Origin of the sequence: Providencia sp. PROV272, from assembly GCF_049901975.1 — a bacterium.
Lineage (GTDB): Bacteria > Pseudomonadota > Gammaproteobacteria > Enterobacterales > Enterobacteriaceae > Providencia > Providencia stuartii.
On sequence record NZ_CP096291.1, the window covers coordinates 1945613 to 1962638 of the forward strand.

The following is a 17026-nucleotide window of genomic DNA, read 5'->3' on the forward strand; positions in this document are numbered from 1 at the left end:
TTTATTTTATTGATGGTATTGTGGGTTATGTATACCTTTACCAGTTTTGCTTATTCAGAAACGAAAGTGATTAATATTGGGTATCAGAAAGCGAATATTTTAGCATTGCTTAAATATCGAGGAACGCTAGAGCCGGTATTTAAAGAATATAATGTGAATGTTCGCTGGATTGAGTTTCCAGCAGGCCCTCAAATGCTAGAAGGCTTAAATATTGGCAGTATTGACCTTGCGGCAACAGGGGATGCACCACCAATATTTGCTCAGGCGGCTCAAGCAGATTTTGTATATTTAGGCCATTCACCCAGTAACCCTCAATCAGAAGCGATTGTCGTACCTAAAAACTCGCCCATTCAATCCGTAAGTGATTTAAAAGGCAAGCGGGTTGCCTTAAATAAAGGCTCCGATGTTAACTATTTGCTAGTTGCTGCCTTACAGCGGGCCGGATTGAAATATAACGAAATAACGCCAGTTTATTTACCACCATCAGATGCCAGAGTGGCTTTTGAACAAGGTGCTGTCGATGCATGGGCGATTTGGGCCCCTTTTTTAGCAGAAGTTGAAACAAGCTTGCCTGTACGTGAAATTGTGAATGGGGAAAATTTAGCTTCTCACTATACGTTTTTCCTTGCTAGTCGGCAGTTTGCTGAAAAACAACCACAATACGCTGAAGCGATTATTACGCAATTGAGCCAGCAAAGTGAGTGGGCAAATGCCAACCCGCAAGCAACGGCTGCAATTTTGTCTGCATCAACGGGTCTCGATAAAAAAATATGGTTAAAAGCGTTACAACGCACAAATTATGGTTTTATTCGTATGAGTGATAGTGCATTTTTAGAGCAACAAAATATTGCGAATATCTTCGCGAAGATACGTTTAATACCTGTTGCTATTGATGTCAAAAAGGCACAATGGAAAGTAGAAGCTAATGCAAATAAAACCTAACTTTATCAACAATAAGCCATAACAAGATAAATTTTATTAAATATTGATAAGGCGACAAAACTTATCAATAAGTGGTACTCGATTTATCTTATCAGTATTATTTTATCGGAAATAAGCCACCATTAGCCCCAAAGGTGATTTAAAACAAGAATTGTTCATACGTTCTTTCTCATAATAATCTTATTGATACTTGGGGGAATTACGTATGGACAAACTTTTAGAGCGGTTTTTTGAATATACTGCTTTTGATACACAATCAAAATTAAATGCTAAAACAATACCTAGTAGCACAGGCCAGCTAAAATTTGCTCGTGCACTGGTCAAGGAACTAAGAGAGCTCGGTTTTGAAGATGTCGCTCTTTCAGAACAGGGGTGTGTGACCGCTTGTTTATCTGCGAATGTTGATTGGGATGTTCCTACTATTGGTTTTATTTCACATTTAGACACTTCCCCGGATTGCTCTGGTAAACATGTTTCCCCCCAGATTTTAGAAAATTATCGAGGTGGTGATATTGCTTTAGGCATTGGTGATGAGGTGCTATCTCCAGTGATGTTTCCTGTATTGCATGAGATGATCGGCAAAACATTGATCATGACAGATGGTAAAACCTTACTTGGTGCGGATGATAAAGCAGGTATAGCAGAGATAATAACCGCATTTGTGCGTTTAAAGGCCAATAATGTGCCACATGGTAAAATTTGTCTTGCCTTTACTCCTGATGAAGAGATAGGGCGTGGTGCTCAATATATTGATTTAAATGTCTTTGACGCACGCTGGGCTTATACCGTTGATGGGGGGGCGGTCGGTGAACTCGAGTATGAAAACTTTAATGCCGCGAATGTAGCGATAAAAATCGTGGGTAATAATGTACACCCAGGTACGGCAAAAGGGGTGATGGTGAATGCGTTAACACTGGCAAACCGTATTCACGCTGAATTACCGAGAGAAGAAACACCGGAAAATACCGATGGTTACGAAGGTTTTTATCACCTGAACTCCATGAAGGGGACAGTTGAAAAAACAGAAATGAACTATATTATTCGTGACTTTGATAGCCAAAAATTTGAAGAGCGTAAGAAAAATATTATCCGTATTGCAGAAAAAGTAGGGCAGGGATTACACCCAAGCTGCTACATTGAACTGACTATCGATGATAGCTATTACAATATGCATAAAGAGGTAATGAAACATCCACATGTTATTGAAATAGCTCACCAAGCCATGAGAGATTGCGGTATTGAACCTATCGTGAAGCCGATTCGTGGTGGAACCGATGGCGCTCAACTGTCATACCGAGGCCTACCTTGCCCGAATATTTTTACGGGTGGCTATAACTTTCATAGTAAGCATGAATTTATTACCCAAGAGGGTATGGAGCAGGCTGTAAGCGTGATAATGCGTATTGTTGAGTTGACGGCTGAACGTGCGCGCAATTAAACCGTAGGCGTAGGCTAAGAGTCTGCACCTTATGAATTCACCATAAGGTGCAGAATGATATTATTGATTAGTCATCAAAGTACCAATAACCACTATTGATGAGCGCAGTCATTAACGCAATGAAATTCACGTCATCAATTGCATCACCAAGCTGCTGAGCATTCACCGCGTCATAACGGCATAGGCTATCTGCCGCAGCATAACAAGTCGTTTCTAAGCATTCACCATTAACAAAGAATTGATCGCCGACACGTAATGCCCTGAGGCCATTGAGTTTATACAAGGTCTCTTGCTGTGTTTTAAGCAGATCGTACACCTCATCTTGCTCATAAGGCGGCTCTGGCGGTGCAAGGTCTAGCTCATGGCGTGATTGTGAAATAAATTCACCGAGCCATTTACGGAAAAGCTCAGGGTCGTGGAGCATGGACTCCATCATTTCACGTAACTTGATTTGTTCGCCCTGCAAGATTTCAGCTGGGTTATCTCGGAATGAGAGGTCAGGGTCACTATAGCGGTAGCTCCCCAAATCATTGGAAATCAAATAATCCGCAAAGCTACTAATAAGCTCACGGGTATTCGGTGCACGGAAGCCAACAGAGTAGTTGAGAGAAGGCTCAATGGCGTAACCTTCATGTGGGAACCCAGGTGGAATATACAGAATATCCCCCGGCTCCATCTCTTCATCAATAATGGCATCGAATGGTTGCACTTGCAGAAGATCAGGGTGAGGGCAGTGTTGTTTCATCGGCACTTTTTCACCAACGCGCCAACGCCTACGACCTTCACCTTGAATGATAAAAACATCATATTGGTCTAAATGTGGGCCGACACCGCCGCCAGGAACAGAGTAGGAGATCATTAAGTCATCCATTCGCCAGTCAGACAAGACTCTAAAGGGTTTCATCAACGCCGCGCTGGGATGATGCCAATGGTCAACGGCTTGTACTAGGATAGACCAATTCTCTTCGCCTAAGTGGTCATAACTTTCAAAAGGACCATGAGCAACTTCCCATAACCCTTCTTTATGGCTGACTAAACGGCTGTCAACCTCATCTTCCATCGCCAGTCCCGCGAGTTCATCAGGCGAGATAGGATCAATAAAACGTGTAAAACCATTTTTAATGAGTAAAGGGCGTTTCTGCCAATGACTATCCAGAAAACTCTGCCAGTCAAGATTCAGTTTATAATCCATCTTATTGTCCTGCGTTAACATATCTATTGATAGTATACCTGAATTTGCCGCCATAGCAGGGGTTAAACAAGCGCGATGATCACAGATTAATTATCTTGATTCACTTCTTGCCGACGAAAAGTTACTTCCACTCGTGCACCACCGAGCGGGCTGTCACTGATCGTAATATCGCCATCATATTGGTCAATAATTTCAACGGCGATAGATAAGCCAAGGCCTTGACCGGGCCTTAAGGTATCAACACGTTGCCCCCGCGCAAAAATAAGGTTACGTTGGCTTTCGGGTACACCGGGGCCATCATCATCGACAGTGATCACCAAATGGTCATCCCCAACACGGGCGGTCACTTCGACGAACTCAAGGCAGTACTTACAGGCGTTTTCCATTATGTTGCCCATCACTTCCATAAAGTCATTCGGCTGGCCTAGCCAAGTCACTTCAGGCGAAATATCAACGGTAATCGAGACACCTTTATTTTGATAAACCTTATGTAAGGCGCTAGCAAGACTATCGAGCAAAGAGGGAACTGAGGATATCTCGCGCAACATAAGGTTATTGTCACCTTGAGCAGAAGCCCGATGCAAGTAATAACCCACTTGTTGAGAAATACGACCAATTTGCTCAAGCATCACAGGCTCTGCTTGCTCAATCGTCATCTGTTTACCTGTTCTTAGTGAGCGCAAAGTGGACTGTAAAACGGCAAGAGGGGTTTTTAGGCTATGGGTTAAATCAGAAAGCGTGGTGCGATATTTGCTATAACGCTTACGCTCGTTAGTCAGCAAATTATTTAAGTTTCGAACCAAGCCACGCAACTCATAAGGTGGATTTTCATCCAACATCTCGCGTTCACCTTTTTCTAGGCTACTAATTTGTGAAACGAGCGATTTAATGGGGCGCAAGCTCCAATAAGCGGCGAGCCAAAGTAGAGGGATCACTAAAATAAGATTAGCAAGCAGTACATAGCCAAACCATTCCCAGACTAACCCCGTTTTTTGTAAGTCCTGAGGCAATGTATCAACGACCACAATAGTCAGCGGTGGGAGATTTTCTGTCGCACCATATTGATTGACGGACACTGAGTGGGTTAGCGGCTCGTCATTATGGTTCATATCATCAAGTTTACTGTTAAATTCAGGGTTGTTTTGTAACAACAGGCGAGTTTCACCGATATCAGTGTCAATTTCATACAACCCTTCTTTTTTTAACCAATCACGGCGAATGAGGTTTTCGACGTTAGGCATTTCCCGTTGGCGCCATAGAACCTGCCCGTTTTCATTGTATATTATGATTAACGTTGGATTATTTAAGGTGAAATTAGGCGGTACGCGAATATCAATTTTGTTATTTTGCCACTGCACTAAACTATAAATAAGATTGCTTTGACTACGTAACAAGGTATAGGTCGTTTTATCAAAACTAATTAAATAGCCTAATATGGCGACAATACCATAGGAGAGCGTTAGGGCGAGGATCACCGCTGAGGTCGCACACAAAAAGCGTGCCCTCAGGGATAAAGGCTTAAATTTAAATTTCTTTAGCCGCATATTAGCCATTCACATCAAAACGATAGCCTTGCCCACGGACAGTCACTATCACGTCATTAGCATGAAACTGCTGTATTTTTTTACGTAAACGGCCCATTAACACATCAATTGTATGGCTTTCACGTAGCTCAGCATCAGGGTAGAGCTGGCGCATCAACGAATCTTTGCTAACCACTTTCCCATTGTTACGTAGCAAAGTTTCAATAATCGTGTATTCAAAAGCGGTTAATTTAACGGGTTCACCATTTACCGTGAACTCTTTTCTTGATAAATCAATGACGAAGCCATCTAATTCTAATACCTGAGAGGCGAGGCCACTATTTCTGCGCATCAGAGCTTGCATACGTGCAACCAGCTCTTCAAGATGAAAAGGCTTAGTAACATAATCATCTGCACCACTATTGAGCGCTTGGACCTTTTCTTGCCAACTTTCACGTGCAGTTAGTACCAGTACAGGAATGTTGATTTGTGTACTGCGCCAGCGCTTGATCATAGATAAACCATCTTCATCAGGTAACCCTAGGTCGACCATCGCAATATCGGGACAGCTTTCACGTAAAAAATAGTCAGCTTCTTTAGCGTCTTCGGCTGCATCGACTTGATGACCAAGCTCTTTGAGTTGAACCGTTAGGTGGTGACGAAGAAGAGCATTGTCTTCAACGATAAGAATACGCATCTAAAACCTCACATTAAAAAGAGAGAATTGCTCGATATTATTGCAACAAGAATAGCATTAGAAGCTCTATGGTAAAAAGATAAGCGCTTTACAACAAGTGATTAAGTAAACCAAAGGCAAACAAACCCAAGATATGGGCAGAAACAGTAAAAGTAGGCGGGATATTTCCTGCCTACTTTTGCTTAGAGAGAGGACTTAAAAAGGTGAAAATTATTTTAACTCATCAATAAAAGTGACAGCGTAACCAATGTAATTAGCTGGCGTCATCCCTTTCAAGCGCGTTTTTTCTTCTTCTGGAAGGGCAAGTCCGTCGATAAATTGCTGCATGCCTTCAGCCGTGACGCGTTTACCGCGAGTAAGCTCTTTAAGCTTCTCATAAGGTTTTTCAATGCCATAACGGCGCATAACGGTCTGAATAGGCTCAGCAAGTACTTCCCAGTTTTGGTCTAATTCATCGAGCAGGTGTTGCTCATTAACTTCTAATTTATTTAAACCTTTTAGGGTAGATTGATAAGCGATTAGCGAATAGCCAAGACCAACCCCCAGATTACGCAATACAGTCGAGTCAGTCAGGTCACGTTGCCAACGTGAAACCGGCAGTTTGCTCGCTAAATGGCCCAATACTGCATTCGCTAAACCTAAGTTACCCTCTGAGTTCTCAAAATCAATAGGGTTAACCTTATGTGGCATGGTTGAAGAACCAATTTCACCAGCAATGGTTTTTTGTTTGAAGTGATTCAGTGCAATGTAGCCCCAGATATCACGGTCAAAATCTAACACAATGGTATTAAAGCGTGCGACACAATCGAACAGCTCGGCAATATAATCATGCGGCTCGATTTGCGTGGTGAATGGGTTCCAAGTAATACCTAAAGAAGTGACAAATGTTTCGCTAAACTCGTGCCAGTTAACTTCTGGGTAAGCTGCGATATGCGCATTATAGTTACCAACCGCACCATTAATTTTACCTAAGATCTCAACTTGCTCTAACTGATGGTATTGGCGCTCCATACGGTAAGCAACGTTCGCAAACTCTTTACCGATTGTTGACGGTGTTGCCGGTTGACCATGGGTACGTGACAGCAAAGGTAGGTGACGATATTCCTGAGCCATTGCTTTAACTTTGTCAATAATTTGACGCCATTGTGGCAGTAGCACTTCTTCTCGCGCTGTTTTTAGCATCAGCGCATGAGATAAGTTGTTAATGTCTTCAGAAGTACAGGCAAAGTGAATAAATTCAGAAACAGCGTGTAATGCAGGTACCTGCGCCACTTTTTCTTTTAGAAAGTACTCGACGGCTTTCACATCATGGTTAGTTGTACGCTCGATCTCTTTAATGCGCATAGCATCTTTTTCGCTGAAGTTCGCAACAATTGCATCTAGGTAAGCGTTTGCGTCATCATCAAATGATGGAACTTCTTTGATTTGAGCGGTTGCCGCCAGTTTTTGTAGCCAGCGAACTTCAACTTGCACGCGAAATTTCAGTAAGCCAAACTCACTAAAAATAGTGCGTAGTGCGCTGACTTTATCACCGTAACGGCCGTCAATCGGGGATACAGCGGTCAGTGAGGATAATTCCATTGGTAGCAACTCCAAATTTTAAAAGTGAGACAGAATTTCTTTCGCCTGATTACTCAGACGGCTTCGGGAAAACATTAATTGCAGACGACTTCCCCCAACTTGCTGCCAGAGTACAGCACTACGGATACCACTGAGCAAAAGTGTTCTGACTTTCGCTTGAACCAGTGAATTTTTTAAAATATCAGGGGAGCCAGTCACTTGAATCCGAGGGCCTAGTGGACTAATTACATCCACGTAGATCCCCGCTAATGCGTTAAAAACACCGTCAGACATAGGGTCAAAATAGCTTGCTTGACGCTCAAACTGTTCGATTCGTTGCCCGAGCTTATCCATAGCTTGTTGATTCTTATTGAGGCGGCGTTCTAGTACGATAATACTGAGCATATAGCGGGTCACTTCAGCGGATAATGCGCTTGCGTTATTGCCGCCAGATAGCATGCCAAGCATCGCACCAAGACCTGTTTTTAGGTTGACAGGGTCATTCCCATAAACATCGATGGTGGAAGATGGATTCATGTTGGTTAAGCTATTGACCATGACTTCAAGATCATGGTCGTTACAACTACCTTCTTGTGCAAGTTTTTGAACCATGTAACTGGCTTGGCAGATGCCCGCGAGCGCAAGTGTAATATCGCGATAATTTTTAGCCACAACTACTCCTGAATACGAGATTCGATAATACCGCCACCTAGACACACTTCATCAAGGTAAAATACGGCTGATTGACCTGGAGTCACTGCTGCAACAGGGTAATCAAAAATAACTTCAACTTTCCCGTCATTAAGTGGCGTGACAGTACAGGGGATGTCAGCTTGACGATAGCGGGTTTTGACAGCACAACGTAATGTTTGTGTTAAAGGCTCTCTGTCGACCCAATCTAATTGTTGGGCGATCAAACCTGTTGACATCAGACGAGGATGTTCATGCCCTTGTGCAACAATTAGGCGATTATTTTCAACGTCTTTATCGACAACGTACCAAGGTTCATCCGAGCCTTCTTTCATACCACCAATACCCAGCCCTTTACGTTGGCCTAGCGTGTGGTACATCAAACCTTCGTGTTGACCAATGGTTTCACCATCAACGGTCACAATAGGGCCTGGTTGTGCAGGTAAATAGCGCCCAAGGAAATCACGGAATTTACGCTCACCAATAAAGCAAATCCCCGTAGAGTCTTTTTTCTTTGCGGTGACTAAACCGACTTCTTCTGCAATACGGCGGACTTCTGGTTTCTCTAATTCACCAACAGGGAATAGGCTTTTAGCAATTTGCGCATAGCTGAGGGTATAGAGAAAATAGCTTTGGTCTTTATTGTTATCTAAGCCTCGAAGCAATTGGCTTTTACCATTCACATCGCGGCGGCGCACATAATGGCCCGTTGCGATATAGTCGGCACCGAGATCTTCTGCGGCAAATTCAAGGAAGGCTTTGAATTTGATCTCTTTGTTACACAAAATATCAGGATTTGGCGTACGGCCTGCTTTGTACTCGGACAAAAAGTGTTCAAACACATTATCCCAATATTCTGCTGCAAAATTAATGGTATGAAGTTCAATGCCTAATTTATCGCAAACAGATTGTGCATCAGCAAGATCGGTCGCGGCGGAACAATACTCTTCGTCATCATCCTCTTCCCAGTTTTTCATGAACAGACCAACAACCTGATACCCTTGCTGTTGAAGCAAATAAGCTGAAACGGATGAGTCTACACCTCCGGACATACCGACGATGACTTTTTTTTGGCTGTTATCTGACATGGAATACTCTCACTGCGGAAAAATTAAGCCCCATACTTTACCATGTTGTACCCTTGTTACGCCAGCGTTAGCAGGGGGAATATTCTAATCATGATTTCTGCTCGAAATGGGTATTGGCATACCCGCAAACGATAAGTATCTGTTAGCGCTTAGAGCCAGCCTTGTTGTGACACAACATGAATCAGCCAAAGTGCTCCCCAAATGCGGATAACACATCAAGTGGATATTGAGTGCCTTCGAGAAAACAACGTATGCTTTCGGCGACAAGCGGTGAACGCAAGCAATCACTGTTCAAAATATCCTGCGCGCTCACCCAATGGCAGCAAGTGATATCGCTATCTTGTGGCTGGGTATCACAACGCTCAGGCAGTTCCAATGCAAAGAGAAAGCGAATAAAGGGGGTGTTATCGGGAGCTATCCATTGGTGAATTTTAAGCAGTTTTTGCGGTCGCCCTTTAATGCCCGTTTCTTCGAATAATTCACGTTCAGCAGCGGCTAATAGTGTTTCATCTGCTTCTAGGTGACCTGCGGGTTGGTTCCACGTCGGTTTGCCATTAACCCATTCTTCAACAACCAAAAACTTATCCTTCGCATGGACAATCGTTGCGACAGTAACATGAGGTTTAAACAAGAGTGATCTCCTTCCATTCACCAGGTGCTAAATTATTAAGAGTATACTCACCAATTTGATAGCGAATTAGCCGCAAAGTCGGATAACCAATATGCGCCGTCATGCGCCTAACTTGACGATTTCTTCCTTCACTAAGTGTGATTTTTAGCCAGCTAGTCGGGATGTTCTTACGTTCACGAATTGGTGGGGTTCTCGGCCATAACCAATCAGGTTCATTGACTCGTTCTATACCAGCAGGGCGTGTCGGACCATCTTTAAGAGTCAGACCTTGGCGAAATTTCACAAGAGCCGCGTCATCAGGGATACCTTCAACTTGCGCATAATAGACTTTATTAGTGTTTTTTTGCGGTTGTGTTAAACGCGCTTGTAATTTCCCATCATTAGTCAAAATGAGTAATCCTTCGCTGTCACGATCTAACCTGCCAGCCGCATAAACATCGGTTATTGGAATATATTTTTTTAGGGTATCTCGGCCTTGCTCATCGGTAAACTGCGGTAATACATCGAAAGGTTTATTAAATAAGATCACTTTACGCGACGTAAGGGGCTTAGATTGAGTCCGAGATGACAATGAAGAACGAAAATGCTCAGAGGTGGCTTTTGACCCAAACTTGCGCGGCGCTTTCTTACTGGCTGGTGGTCTAGCTTTATAATTCGATGTAGACATGAGAATCCATTTTAACAGATTAACTAAATATTGATAAAAACAGGCCAACAAAATGTTGGCTGAGCTTTCAGTGTAGTTGATTTTTAAGAAAAATGACACAAAAGAGCAAGGAGGGAGATGAGGTTTATTGTCAATCACAAAGAGAAGATAAAAAATGTCATTTAAAGAGGGCATTTAAAAAAGTTCAAAATGAAAGATATAAAAGTATAAGGAGACGGAGATAGTTTATTATTTATTAAGCTTGAGAATAATTTTTATATTTAAAGTTGTATCTCTATCTAGAGATGTTAATTTTATACATCTAAGGCGCATGAGCTTATCTTATTGATAAACTTAATAGAAGAATAATAGAGATTATTTTTATCAGTGGTTATTAATTAAAAAAAACAAATAATATAATAAAAAACTTTAAAATCATTAAATCTGTTAAAACCTATTAATTTACAATGATAAATTGCTTTAATAAACCTAGTTTATGTGAGCAAAACGAATTTTTCTTAATAGCATTTAAGATAAACTGCAAATAGTCTCTTTTTTCAACAACTATTCATTTATTCACTAAATCATCGAAGCAACATCTTGGTTACGTAATTTCTTTAAGATTAGGCTTTTATCGTACCTTGTTGATTTAATGGGAAATGTGTTAACTAAATCAACAAAAAATGTGAGTCAGTCAGTACGTTTAATGCGATCCGCATAAAACCTTGAACGACTAACCATTGGCGTTAGAGAAAGTTTGAAGTAGTATTGACAGGTCTCTTACAAAAAATTAACAAGCAAATGCGCAAGTGAAAGGAGAGGTTAATGGAAAGCAAAGTAGTAGTTCCGGCAGAAGGCGCTAAAATTACCATTGATGCTAAAGGCAAACTGAATGTTCCGAACAACCCGATCATTCCTTACATCGAAGGTGATGGTATTGGTGTTGATGTGACGCCAGCGATGTTGAAAGTGGTTGATGCAGCAGTTAAAAAAGCCTACAACGGCGAGCGCAAGATTTCTTGGATGGAAATCTATACCGGCGAAAAATCTACTCAAGTTTATGGTAAAGATGTTTGGTTACCGCAAGAAACTCTCGATTTAATCCGTGATTACCGTGTTTCAATTAAAGGCCCTCTGACAACCCCAGTTGGCGGTGGTATTCGTTCTTTGAACGTAGCGCTACGTCAACAACTCGACCTCTATATCTGTCTACGCCCTGTGCGTTACTATAAAGGTACGCCAAGTCCTGTTAAGCAACCTGAACTCACTGATATGGTTATCTTCCGCGAAAACTCAGAAGATATCTATGCGGGTATTGAATGGAAAGCAGGTAGCGCAGAAGCAGATAAAGTCATTAATTTCCTGAAAAATGAAATGGGTGTAACTAAGATCCGTTTCCCAGAAAATTGTGGTATTGGCGTTAAACCTTGCTCAGAAGAAGGAACAAAACGTCTAGTTCGTGCTGCGATTGAATATGCTATCGATAACGGTCGTGATTCAGTGACTTTGGTTCATAAAGGCAACATTATGAAGTTCACTGAAGGTGCCTTTAAAGATTGGGGTTACCAACTGGCATTAGAAGAGTTCGGTGGTGAGCTACTTGATGGCGGCCCATGGGTGAAAATTAAGAATCCAAAAAATGGCAAAGACATCATTATCAAAGATGTGATTGCTGATGCGTTCTTACAACAAATTCTTCTGCGCCCAGCGGAATATGATGTTATCGCATGTATGAACCTAAATGGTGACTATATTTCTGATGCATTGGCGGCACAAGTTGGTGGTATCGGTATCGCTCCAGGTGCAAACATTGGTTCAGAATGTGCACTGTTTGAAGCAACACATGGTACAGCACCTAAGTATGCAGGTCAGGATAAAGTGAACCCAGGTTCAATTATTCTTTCCGCAGAGATGATGTTACGTCACATGGGCTGGACTGAAGCGGCTGACCTAATCGTTAAAGGTATGGAAGGCGCAATCGAAGCTAAGACCGTAACTTATGACTTCGAACGTCTGATGGACGGCGCTAAACTACTGAAATGTAGCGAGTTCGGCGACGCAATTATTAGCCATATGTAATTTGTTGCGTAATATAATTAATAACGGGAGCGTAATGGCTCCCGTTTTTTGTTGCCTTAAATTAATTTGATTGTTTTTTTTGGGTTACCTGCCTTAAGGTAGGTATTATATTATTTCTACCATAATTAATTTACCAAAAGACAAAAGTGATAGACCTAGTATTGAAGAGCTTAGAAAAAATATATGGGGAAGATATAAAAATATTTGTTGGTTTGTATTGGTATAAAAGTAATACAATAACATATTAATAACAGGAGTTTTATGGATGGGCTAATTGTTATTACATTCTCAATCATTATCGGTTTTATTGCTCTGGTCCTTATCCTTCCGGTTATTATTTTGTCACTGTTTGATAAAAGCAGGGAAGCAAAGAAGCACTCAGTAACAAAGTATCAACGTGAAATGGAGAAAATAGAGAAGCCAGAGGTAATAGCAAAACAGATTGATAATGAAGAAAGGATGACCTTGATAATTTTTAGTATAGTTATTCTTATCGTATTGGTAGTAACAATTTATATTCTCTTTTGCTACAGATAACCCGCTTCTTAAGGCGAATTACTCGGGAAATGTAGCTGATTATCGTGAGCAACAGCGATAAAAATGACGGGATCATTTAGACATGCTAGAAATATGATGGATGTTTTTAGTTAGGGTTTAGTGTTTGTGCAGAATTTTGCTATTATTATTACCTATCGTATTTTGAGCTAAAAGTGTAGTGGCATAGTGAATTTGGTCACTTAGTTAGAGGTGATATCATCACCTCATAAGTTAACAGGTGACACTATGACAAAACGTACAAGACGACTATTTAGCGCAGAATTTAAGTTAGAAGCAGCGCAGTTAGTCCTAGACCAAAACTACTCAGTGACTGAAGCAGCCCAAGCCATGAATGTGGGCAAGTCCACTATGGATAAATGGGTTCGCCAGCTCAGAGAAGAGCGCCAAGGAAAAACACCTAAAGCTTCACCGATGACCCCTGAACAAATAGAAATTCGGGAATTAAAAAAGAAGTTGGCTCGCCTTGAAGAGCATAATGAAATATTAAAAAAAGCCACGGCTCTGTTGATGTCGGACTCACTGAACAATTCTTGATAATCAAGAAACTCAAGCAGAGCTACAGCGTAAAAACATTATGCGAAGTCTTCAATGTTCATCGAAGTAGTTATCACTATTGGCTTAAACGCCCAACGGTAATTAATGCTGAAACAGTAAAACTGCGCAGCTTGGTCAGTGAGGCTCATGCCGCAAGCAATGGCTCTGCGGGTGCGAGAACCATTGCAGATATAGTCACAAATCAGGGTGTAAATCTGAGCCGATACCGAGCGACAAAGCTTATGAGAACGCTTGGGTTAGTGAGTTGCCAAGTACCAAGACATCGTTACCGAAAAGCTTCACAAGAACATATTGAAGTTCCAAATCACTTAGGTCGTCAGTTTGCGGTTACTGCGCCAAATGAAGTCTGGGCTGGCGATGTTACGTATATTTGGACAGGTAATCGGTGGATGTATTTAGCGGTTGTTATCGATCTTTTTGCCCGCAAAGTGATTGGTTGGTCGATGTCGTTATCACCTGATTCTAGGCTAACAGGCAAAGCTCTTTCGATGGCTTATGAGTCTCGTGGTAAGCCTAAAGGTGTCATGTTCCACAGCGATCAAGGTAGTCACTATACCAGTCGTAAATACCGCCAATTATTGTGGCGTTTTCAAATAAAGCAGAGTTTATCGCGCCGAGGAAATTGCTGGGATAATGCGCCGATGGAGCGCTTCTTTAGAAGTCTGAAAACGGAATGGGTGCCAACGGTGGGTTATCGTAGCTTTGCTGAGGCTCAACAAGAGATCACTCGCTACATCATTGGATATTACTGTCAACTCAGGCCACATCAGTATAACGGTGGTCTAACTCCCAATGAGTCAGAACGATTATATTGGGAAAACTCTAAAACAGTGGCCAATTTTAGTTGACCACTACAAAGTGGAGGGAATATGTTATCCATCCATCCATCCATCCATCCATCCATCCATCCATCCATCCATCCATCCAGACAGAGAGAATGCCCTTCTGATTAAAGTCATTTAGTAAATAAAAATTCAGAAGGGATATGTTATGAACTATACAAAATTTGATGTAAAAAATTGGGTTCGCCGTGAGCATTTTGAGTTTTATCGGCATCGTTTACCATGTGGTTTTAGCTTAACAAGCAAAATTGATATCACGACGTTAAAAAAGTCATTGGATGATTCAGCGTATAAGTTTTATCCGGTAATGATCTATCTGATTGCTCAGGCCGTGAATCAATTTGATGAGTTGAGAATGGCGATAAAAGATGATGAATTGATCGTATGGGATTCAGTCGACCCACAATTCACCGTATTCCATCAAGAAACAGAGACATTTTCAGCACTGAGTTGCCCATACTCATCCGATATTGATCAATTTATGGTGAATTATTTATCGGTAATGGAACGTTATAAAAGTGATACCAAGTTATTTCCTCAAGGGGTAACACCAGAAAATCATTTAAATATTTCAGCATTACCTTGGGTTAATTTTGATAGCTTTAATTTAAATGTTGCTAATTTTACCGATTATTTTGCACCCATTATAACAATGGCAAAATATCAGCAAGAAGGGGATAGACTGTTATTGCCGCTCTCAGTACAGGTTCATCATGCAGTTTGTGATGGCTTCCATGTTGCACGCTTTATTAATCGGCTACAAGAGTTGTGTAACAGTAAATTTAAATAAGCTCAGGTTAAATTAAAGGGTTTCATATCTAGTGAAGCCCTGTTTTATTATGTTTTGAGTTAACTTATCTGCAATGGCGGTCATAGAACCGACTGTTTACCCTCAAATAAATGTGTGAGACGAATTATTATATCATCCTTCCGCAAAAGGCTAAAAACCATAAACAATAAAATATTTTTTGTCGGCTTTTGTTCGCACTTTTTATCTGTTTCTAGGCATTTTATGATAATTTTTTAAAGGTAAGCTTGAAATAATACGTCGATGCCAAGATATCTATCAAATCATGATATATAAACTAAATGGGATGAAGAATGAATAAGATAAAATTTGTTGAACAAGCTCTAACGGATGTGCTTGGCAAAGAGATTGGTTCAGTGGAAGTGATTGAACAATATTTTTCGCCAAACTACATACAAATTGTCGACGGTAAAAAAATTAATTATGAAGAATTTGTTGCGCATCTTAAGGTATTAAAAGAGGCCACGAATAATATTAGTATTACCATAAAATCCATTGCCGAAGGGCAAGACTGTGTACATACCCAACATATTGCACATGCTGAGAAAAAGAGCGGCGATGTCAGTGAATTTGAAGTATTTGCCTGCTTCCATTTATCTGAAGGGAAAATCGTGCGTTGTGAAGAATTAACACGCATGATTGCTGGTGAAAAAGCAGATGGTGACCTTGGCTCTCGAGTTTAATTATAGCACTATCATTAATTTACTAAAAACATTGAAAATAAGTCAATCATGTTAACGCCATGTTGCAATGGTGACTTTTTTACTGTTATTTCGCTGAAAAACATAAAGAGTGACGAAAAAGATTTTTATCGTCACTCAATTTGATTTAATTATGAAGGGTAAGTTAACACTAATCCAACGCCAACTTCTTTAATGGCTGCAAACTTGGAAAGATGAATTTTAGCCGCTAAATCCGTACAATGGCAGGGATGTATTTGATCGACATTAAGTTGGCTAAAATAGTGCCCAGTTTGATTTAAAACCTCATCAGAGGCTTCTTGTAAATGGAAACCGCCGATGACTGTCACTATCTTATCTATTTTTGTCACTTGTTTTGCATATTCAACAATATTGCAAATACCTGAATGCGAACATCCGGTAACTATAATCAACCCTTCCGTGGTTTTTATTGCCAATGCACTATCGTCCCAAACATAGTCATCAATAGTTTGATGGTCTGCATTAATCGTCGTTCCAATAGGTTCTTTCCCTTCAAAAGTATTATTTCTCGGGATCTGCCCTAAGAATATAACATTGTCGGAAAGGTAAAACGGCTTATCTGTTTCATAGTTATCAAAATAAGCCTTTAATACATCTTTAGGTATATTGGCACCAATCACTTTGGTGTCAAATTGCTTTGGAAGAAGTGCATCTGGATGGTAAATCAAGCGGATCTTTTGTGGAAAATAGCAATTACGTCTATCGTAGTGCTGTATTAAATGATTTAGTCCCCATGTATGGTCGTTATGTCCGTGAGACAGGGCTAAATCAGTGATCGTAGCAAGGTCTATCCCTAATGTGTGTGCGTTATCGATAAAAATATCGGAGTAACCAGTGTCAAAAAGAATTTTATGGCCATCAGCTTCGATATGGTAGCAAACACCTGGCTCACCACAAAAGTAGCTATCGATAAGGGTATTGTTATCAACAAGTACAGATATTTTTATTGTCATTTTTACTCATTATTTAATTGGTGAATAGCTAATTAGTCTTACTGTTATATCAGACAAAAAGCAATGAATATCCAATTAAAAATGCTTTTCTAGACAGTCGTA

16 protein-coding genes are annotated in these 17026 nt (G+C 40.8%); 7 read left to right on the plus strand and 9 right to left on the minus strand.

From position 1 onward, the window contains the following. Positions 1-12: 12 nt before the first annotated feature. Both M1E93_RS08765 and pepT read left to right on the plus strand, forming a co-directional pair. Positions 13-942: a sulfonate ABC transporter substrate-binding protein gene (locus tag M1E93_RS08765; protein ID WP_426207283.1), complete on the plus strand. Its 930-nt coding sequence runs from the start codon at positions 13-15 to the stop codon at positions 940-942. A gap of 205 nt (positions 943-1147) precedes the next feature. Then, positions 1148-2380, plus strand: coding sequence for a peptidase T (gene pepT, locus M1E93_RS08770; protein WP_004920791.1), 1233 nt, complete (start codon positions 1148-1150; stop codon positions 2378-2380). 67 nt (positions 2381-2447) lie between these two features. Here the strand turns inward: pepT and M1E93_RS08775 are convergent, their stop codons facing one another. The 8 genes from M1E93_RS08775 to rluE form a co-directional block, all read right to left on the minus strand. Further along, positions 2448-3572, minus strand: a complete 1125-nt coding sequence (locus M1E93_RS08775) for a cupin domain-containing protein (RefSeq protein ID WP_036940747.1) — start codon at positions 3570-3572, stop codon at positions 2448-2450. Positions 3573-3658: 86 nt separating this feature from the next. Next, a complete protein-coding gene (phoQ, locus tag M1E93_RS08780; protein ID WP_169342236.1) occupies positions 3659-5116 on the minus strand; it encodes a two-component system sensor histidine kinase PhoQ in 1458 nt (485 codons plus the stop codon). 1 nt (position 5117) lies between these two features. Continuing rightward, on the minus strand, positions 5118-5792 hold the full coding sequence (phoP, locus tag M1E93_RS08785) for a two-component system response regulator PhoP (protein WP_004920785.1): 675 nt from the start codon (positions 5790-5792) through the stop codon (positions 5118-5120). 210 nt (positions 5793-6002) lie between these two features. Continuing rightward, entirely contained in the window at positions 6003-7373 is a 1371-nt protein-coding gene (purB, locus tag M1E93_RS08790; protein ID WP_104873541.1) for an adenylosuccinate lyase, read from the minus strand. Positions 7374-7391: 18 nt separating this feature from the next. Further along, positions 7392-8024, minus strand: coding sequence for a high frequency lysogenization protein HflD (gene hflD / locus M1E93_RS08795; protein WP_004920781.1), 633 nt, complete (start codon positions 8022-8024; stop codon positions 7392-7394). Between the two features lie 2 nt (positions 8025-8026). Continuing rightward, a complete protein-coding gene (gene mnmA, locus M1E93_RS08800; protein ID WP_004920779.1) occupies positions 8027-9130 on the minus strand; it encodes a tRNA 2-thiouridine(34) synthase MnmA in 1104 nt (367 codons plus the stop codon). A gap of 181 nt (positions 9131-9311) precedes the next feature. Then, the gene (locus tag M1E93_RS08805) at positions 9312-9761 is read right to left on the minus strand and encodes an NUDIX domain-containing protein (protein ID WP_072502355.1); all 450 of its coding nucleotides are present in this window, start codon (positions 9759-9761) and stop codon (positions 9312-9314) included. Then, the gene (gene rluE, locus M1E93_RS08810) at positions 9754-10428 is read right to left on the minus strand and encodes a 23S rRNA pseudouridine(2457) synthase RluE (protein ID WP_014656147.1); all 675 of its coding nucleotides are present in this window, start codon (positions 10426-10428) and stop codon (positions 9754-9756) included. Before rluE ends, M1E93_RS08805 begins: the two co-directional genes overlap by 8 nt. 804 nt (positions 10429-11232) lie before the next feature. Here rluE and icd point away from each other — a divergent pair. The 5 genes from icd (at position 11233) to M1E93_RS08835 (ending at position 15932) form a co-directional block, all read left to right on the plus strand. Further along, entirely contained in the window at positions 11233-12486 is a 1254-nt protein-coding gene (gene icd / locus M1E93_RS08815) for an NADP-dependent isocitrate dehydrogenase (RefSeq protein WP_004920773.1), read from the plus strand. A gap of 261 nt (positions 12487-12747) precedes the next feature. Further along, the gene (locus tag M1E93_RS08820; RefSeq protein WP_104873540.1) at positions 12748-13023 is read left to right on the plus strand and encodes a hypothetical protein; all 276 of its coding nucleotides are present in this window, start codon (positions 12748-12750) and stop codon (positions 13021-13023) included. A 246-nt stretch (positions 13024-13269) separates the two neighbouring features. After that, a protein-coding gene (locus M1E93_RS08825; RefSeq protein WP_104873539.1) for an IS3 family transposase occupies positions 13270-14447 on the plus strand; the annotation gives its coding sequence in 2 pieces (ribosomal slippage) (positions 13270-13528 and positions 13528-14447; 1179 coding nt in all). A gap of 142 nt (positions 14448-14589) precedes the next feature. Then, positions 14590-15231: a type A chloramphenicol O-acetyltransferase gene (gene catA, locus M1E93_RS08830; RefSeq protein WP_104873538.1), complete on the plus strand. Its 642-nt coding sequence runs from the start codon at positions 14590-14592 to the stop codon at positions 15229-15231. Positions 15232-15542: 311 nt separating this feature from the next. Continuing rightward, positions 15543-15932, plus strand: a complete 390-nt coding sequence (locus M1E93_RS08835) for a nuclear transport factor 2 family protein (protein WP_004920765.1) — start codon at positions 15543-15545, stop codon at positions 15930-15932. Between the two features lie 149 nt (positions 15933-16081). Here the strand turns inward: M1E93_RS08835 and M1E93_RS08840 are convergent, their stop codons facing one another. Beyond that, entirely contained in the window at positions 16082-16924 is an 843-nt protein-coding gene (locus M1E93_RS08840) for an MBL fold metallo-hydrolase (protein ID WP_014656144.1), read from the minus strand. Positions 16925-17026: the final 102 nt, after the last annotated feature.

What these genes read in the sequence shown, in the direction of transcription:
- M1E93_RS08765 (WP_426207283.1), top strand. Translation starts at nt 13, where the DNA reads ATGGTATTGTGGGTTATGTATACCTTTACCAGTTTTGCTTATTCAGAA.
- pepT (WP_004920791.1), top strand. Translation starts at nt 1,148, where the DNA reads ATGGACAAACTTTTAGAGCGGTTTTTTGAATATACTGCTTTTGATACA.
- M1E93_RS08775 (WP_036940747.1), bottom strand. Translation starts at nt 3,572, where the DNA reads ATGGATTATAAACTGAATCTTGACTGGCAGAGTTTTCTGGATAGTCAT.
- phoQ (WP_169342236.1), bottom strand. Translation starts at nt 5,116, where the DNA reads ATGCGGCTAAAGAAATTTAAATTTAAGCCTTTATCCCTGAGGGCACGC.
- phoP (WP_004920785.1), bottom strand. Translation starts at nt 5,792, where the DNA reads ATGCGTATTCTTATCGTTGAAGACAATGCTCTTCTTCGTCACCACCTA.
- purB (WP_104873541.1), bottom strand. Translation starts at nt 7,373, where the DNA reads ATGGAATTATCCTCACTGACCGCTGTATCCCCGATTGACGGCCGTTAC.
- mnmA (WP_004920779.1), bottom strand. Translation starts at nt 9,130, where the DNA reads ATGTCAGATAACAGCCAAAAAAAAGTCATCGTCGGTATGTCCGGAGGT.
- rluE (WP_014656147.1), bottom strand. Translation starts at nt 10,428, where the DNA reads ATGTCTACATCGAATTATAAAGCTAGACCACCAGCCAGTAAGAAAGCG.
- icd (WP_004920773.1), top strand. Translation starts at nt 11,233, where the DNA reads ATGGAAAGCAAAGTAGTAGTTCCGGCAGAAGGCGCTAAAATTACCATT.
- M1E93_RS08820 (WP_104873540.1), top strand. Translation starts at nt 12,748, where the DNA reads ATGGATGGGCTAATTGTTATTACATTCTCAATCATTATCGGTTTTATT.
- catA (WP_104873538.1), top strand. Translation starts at nt 14,590, where the DNA reads ATGAACTATACAAAATTTGATGTAAAAAATTGGGTTCGCCGTGAGCAT.
- M1E93_RS08835 (WP_004920765.1), top strand. Translation starts at nt 15,543, where the DNA reads ATGAATAAGATAAAATTTGTTGAACAAGCTCTAACGGATGTGCTTGGC.
- M1E93_RS08840 (WP_014656144.1), bottom strand. Translation starts at nt 16,924, where the DNA reads ATGACAATAAAAATATCTGTACTTGTTGATAACAATACCCTTATCGAT.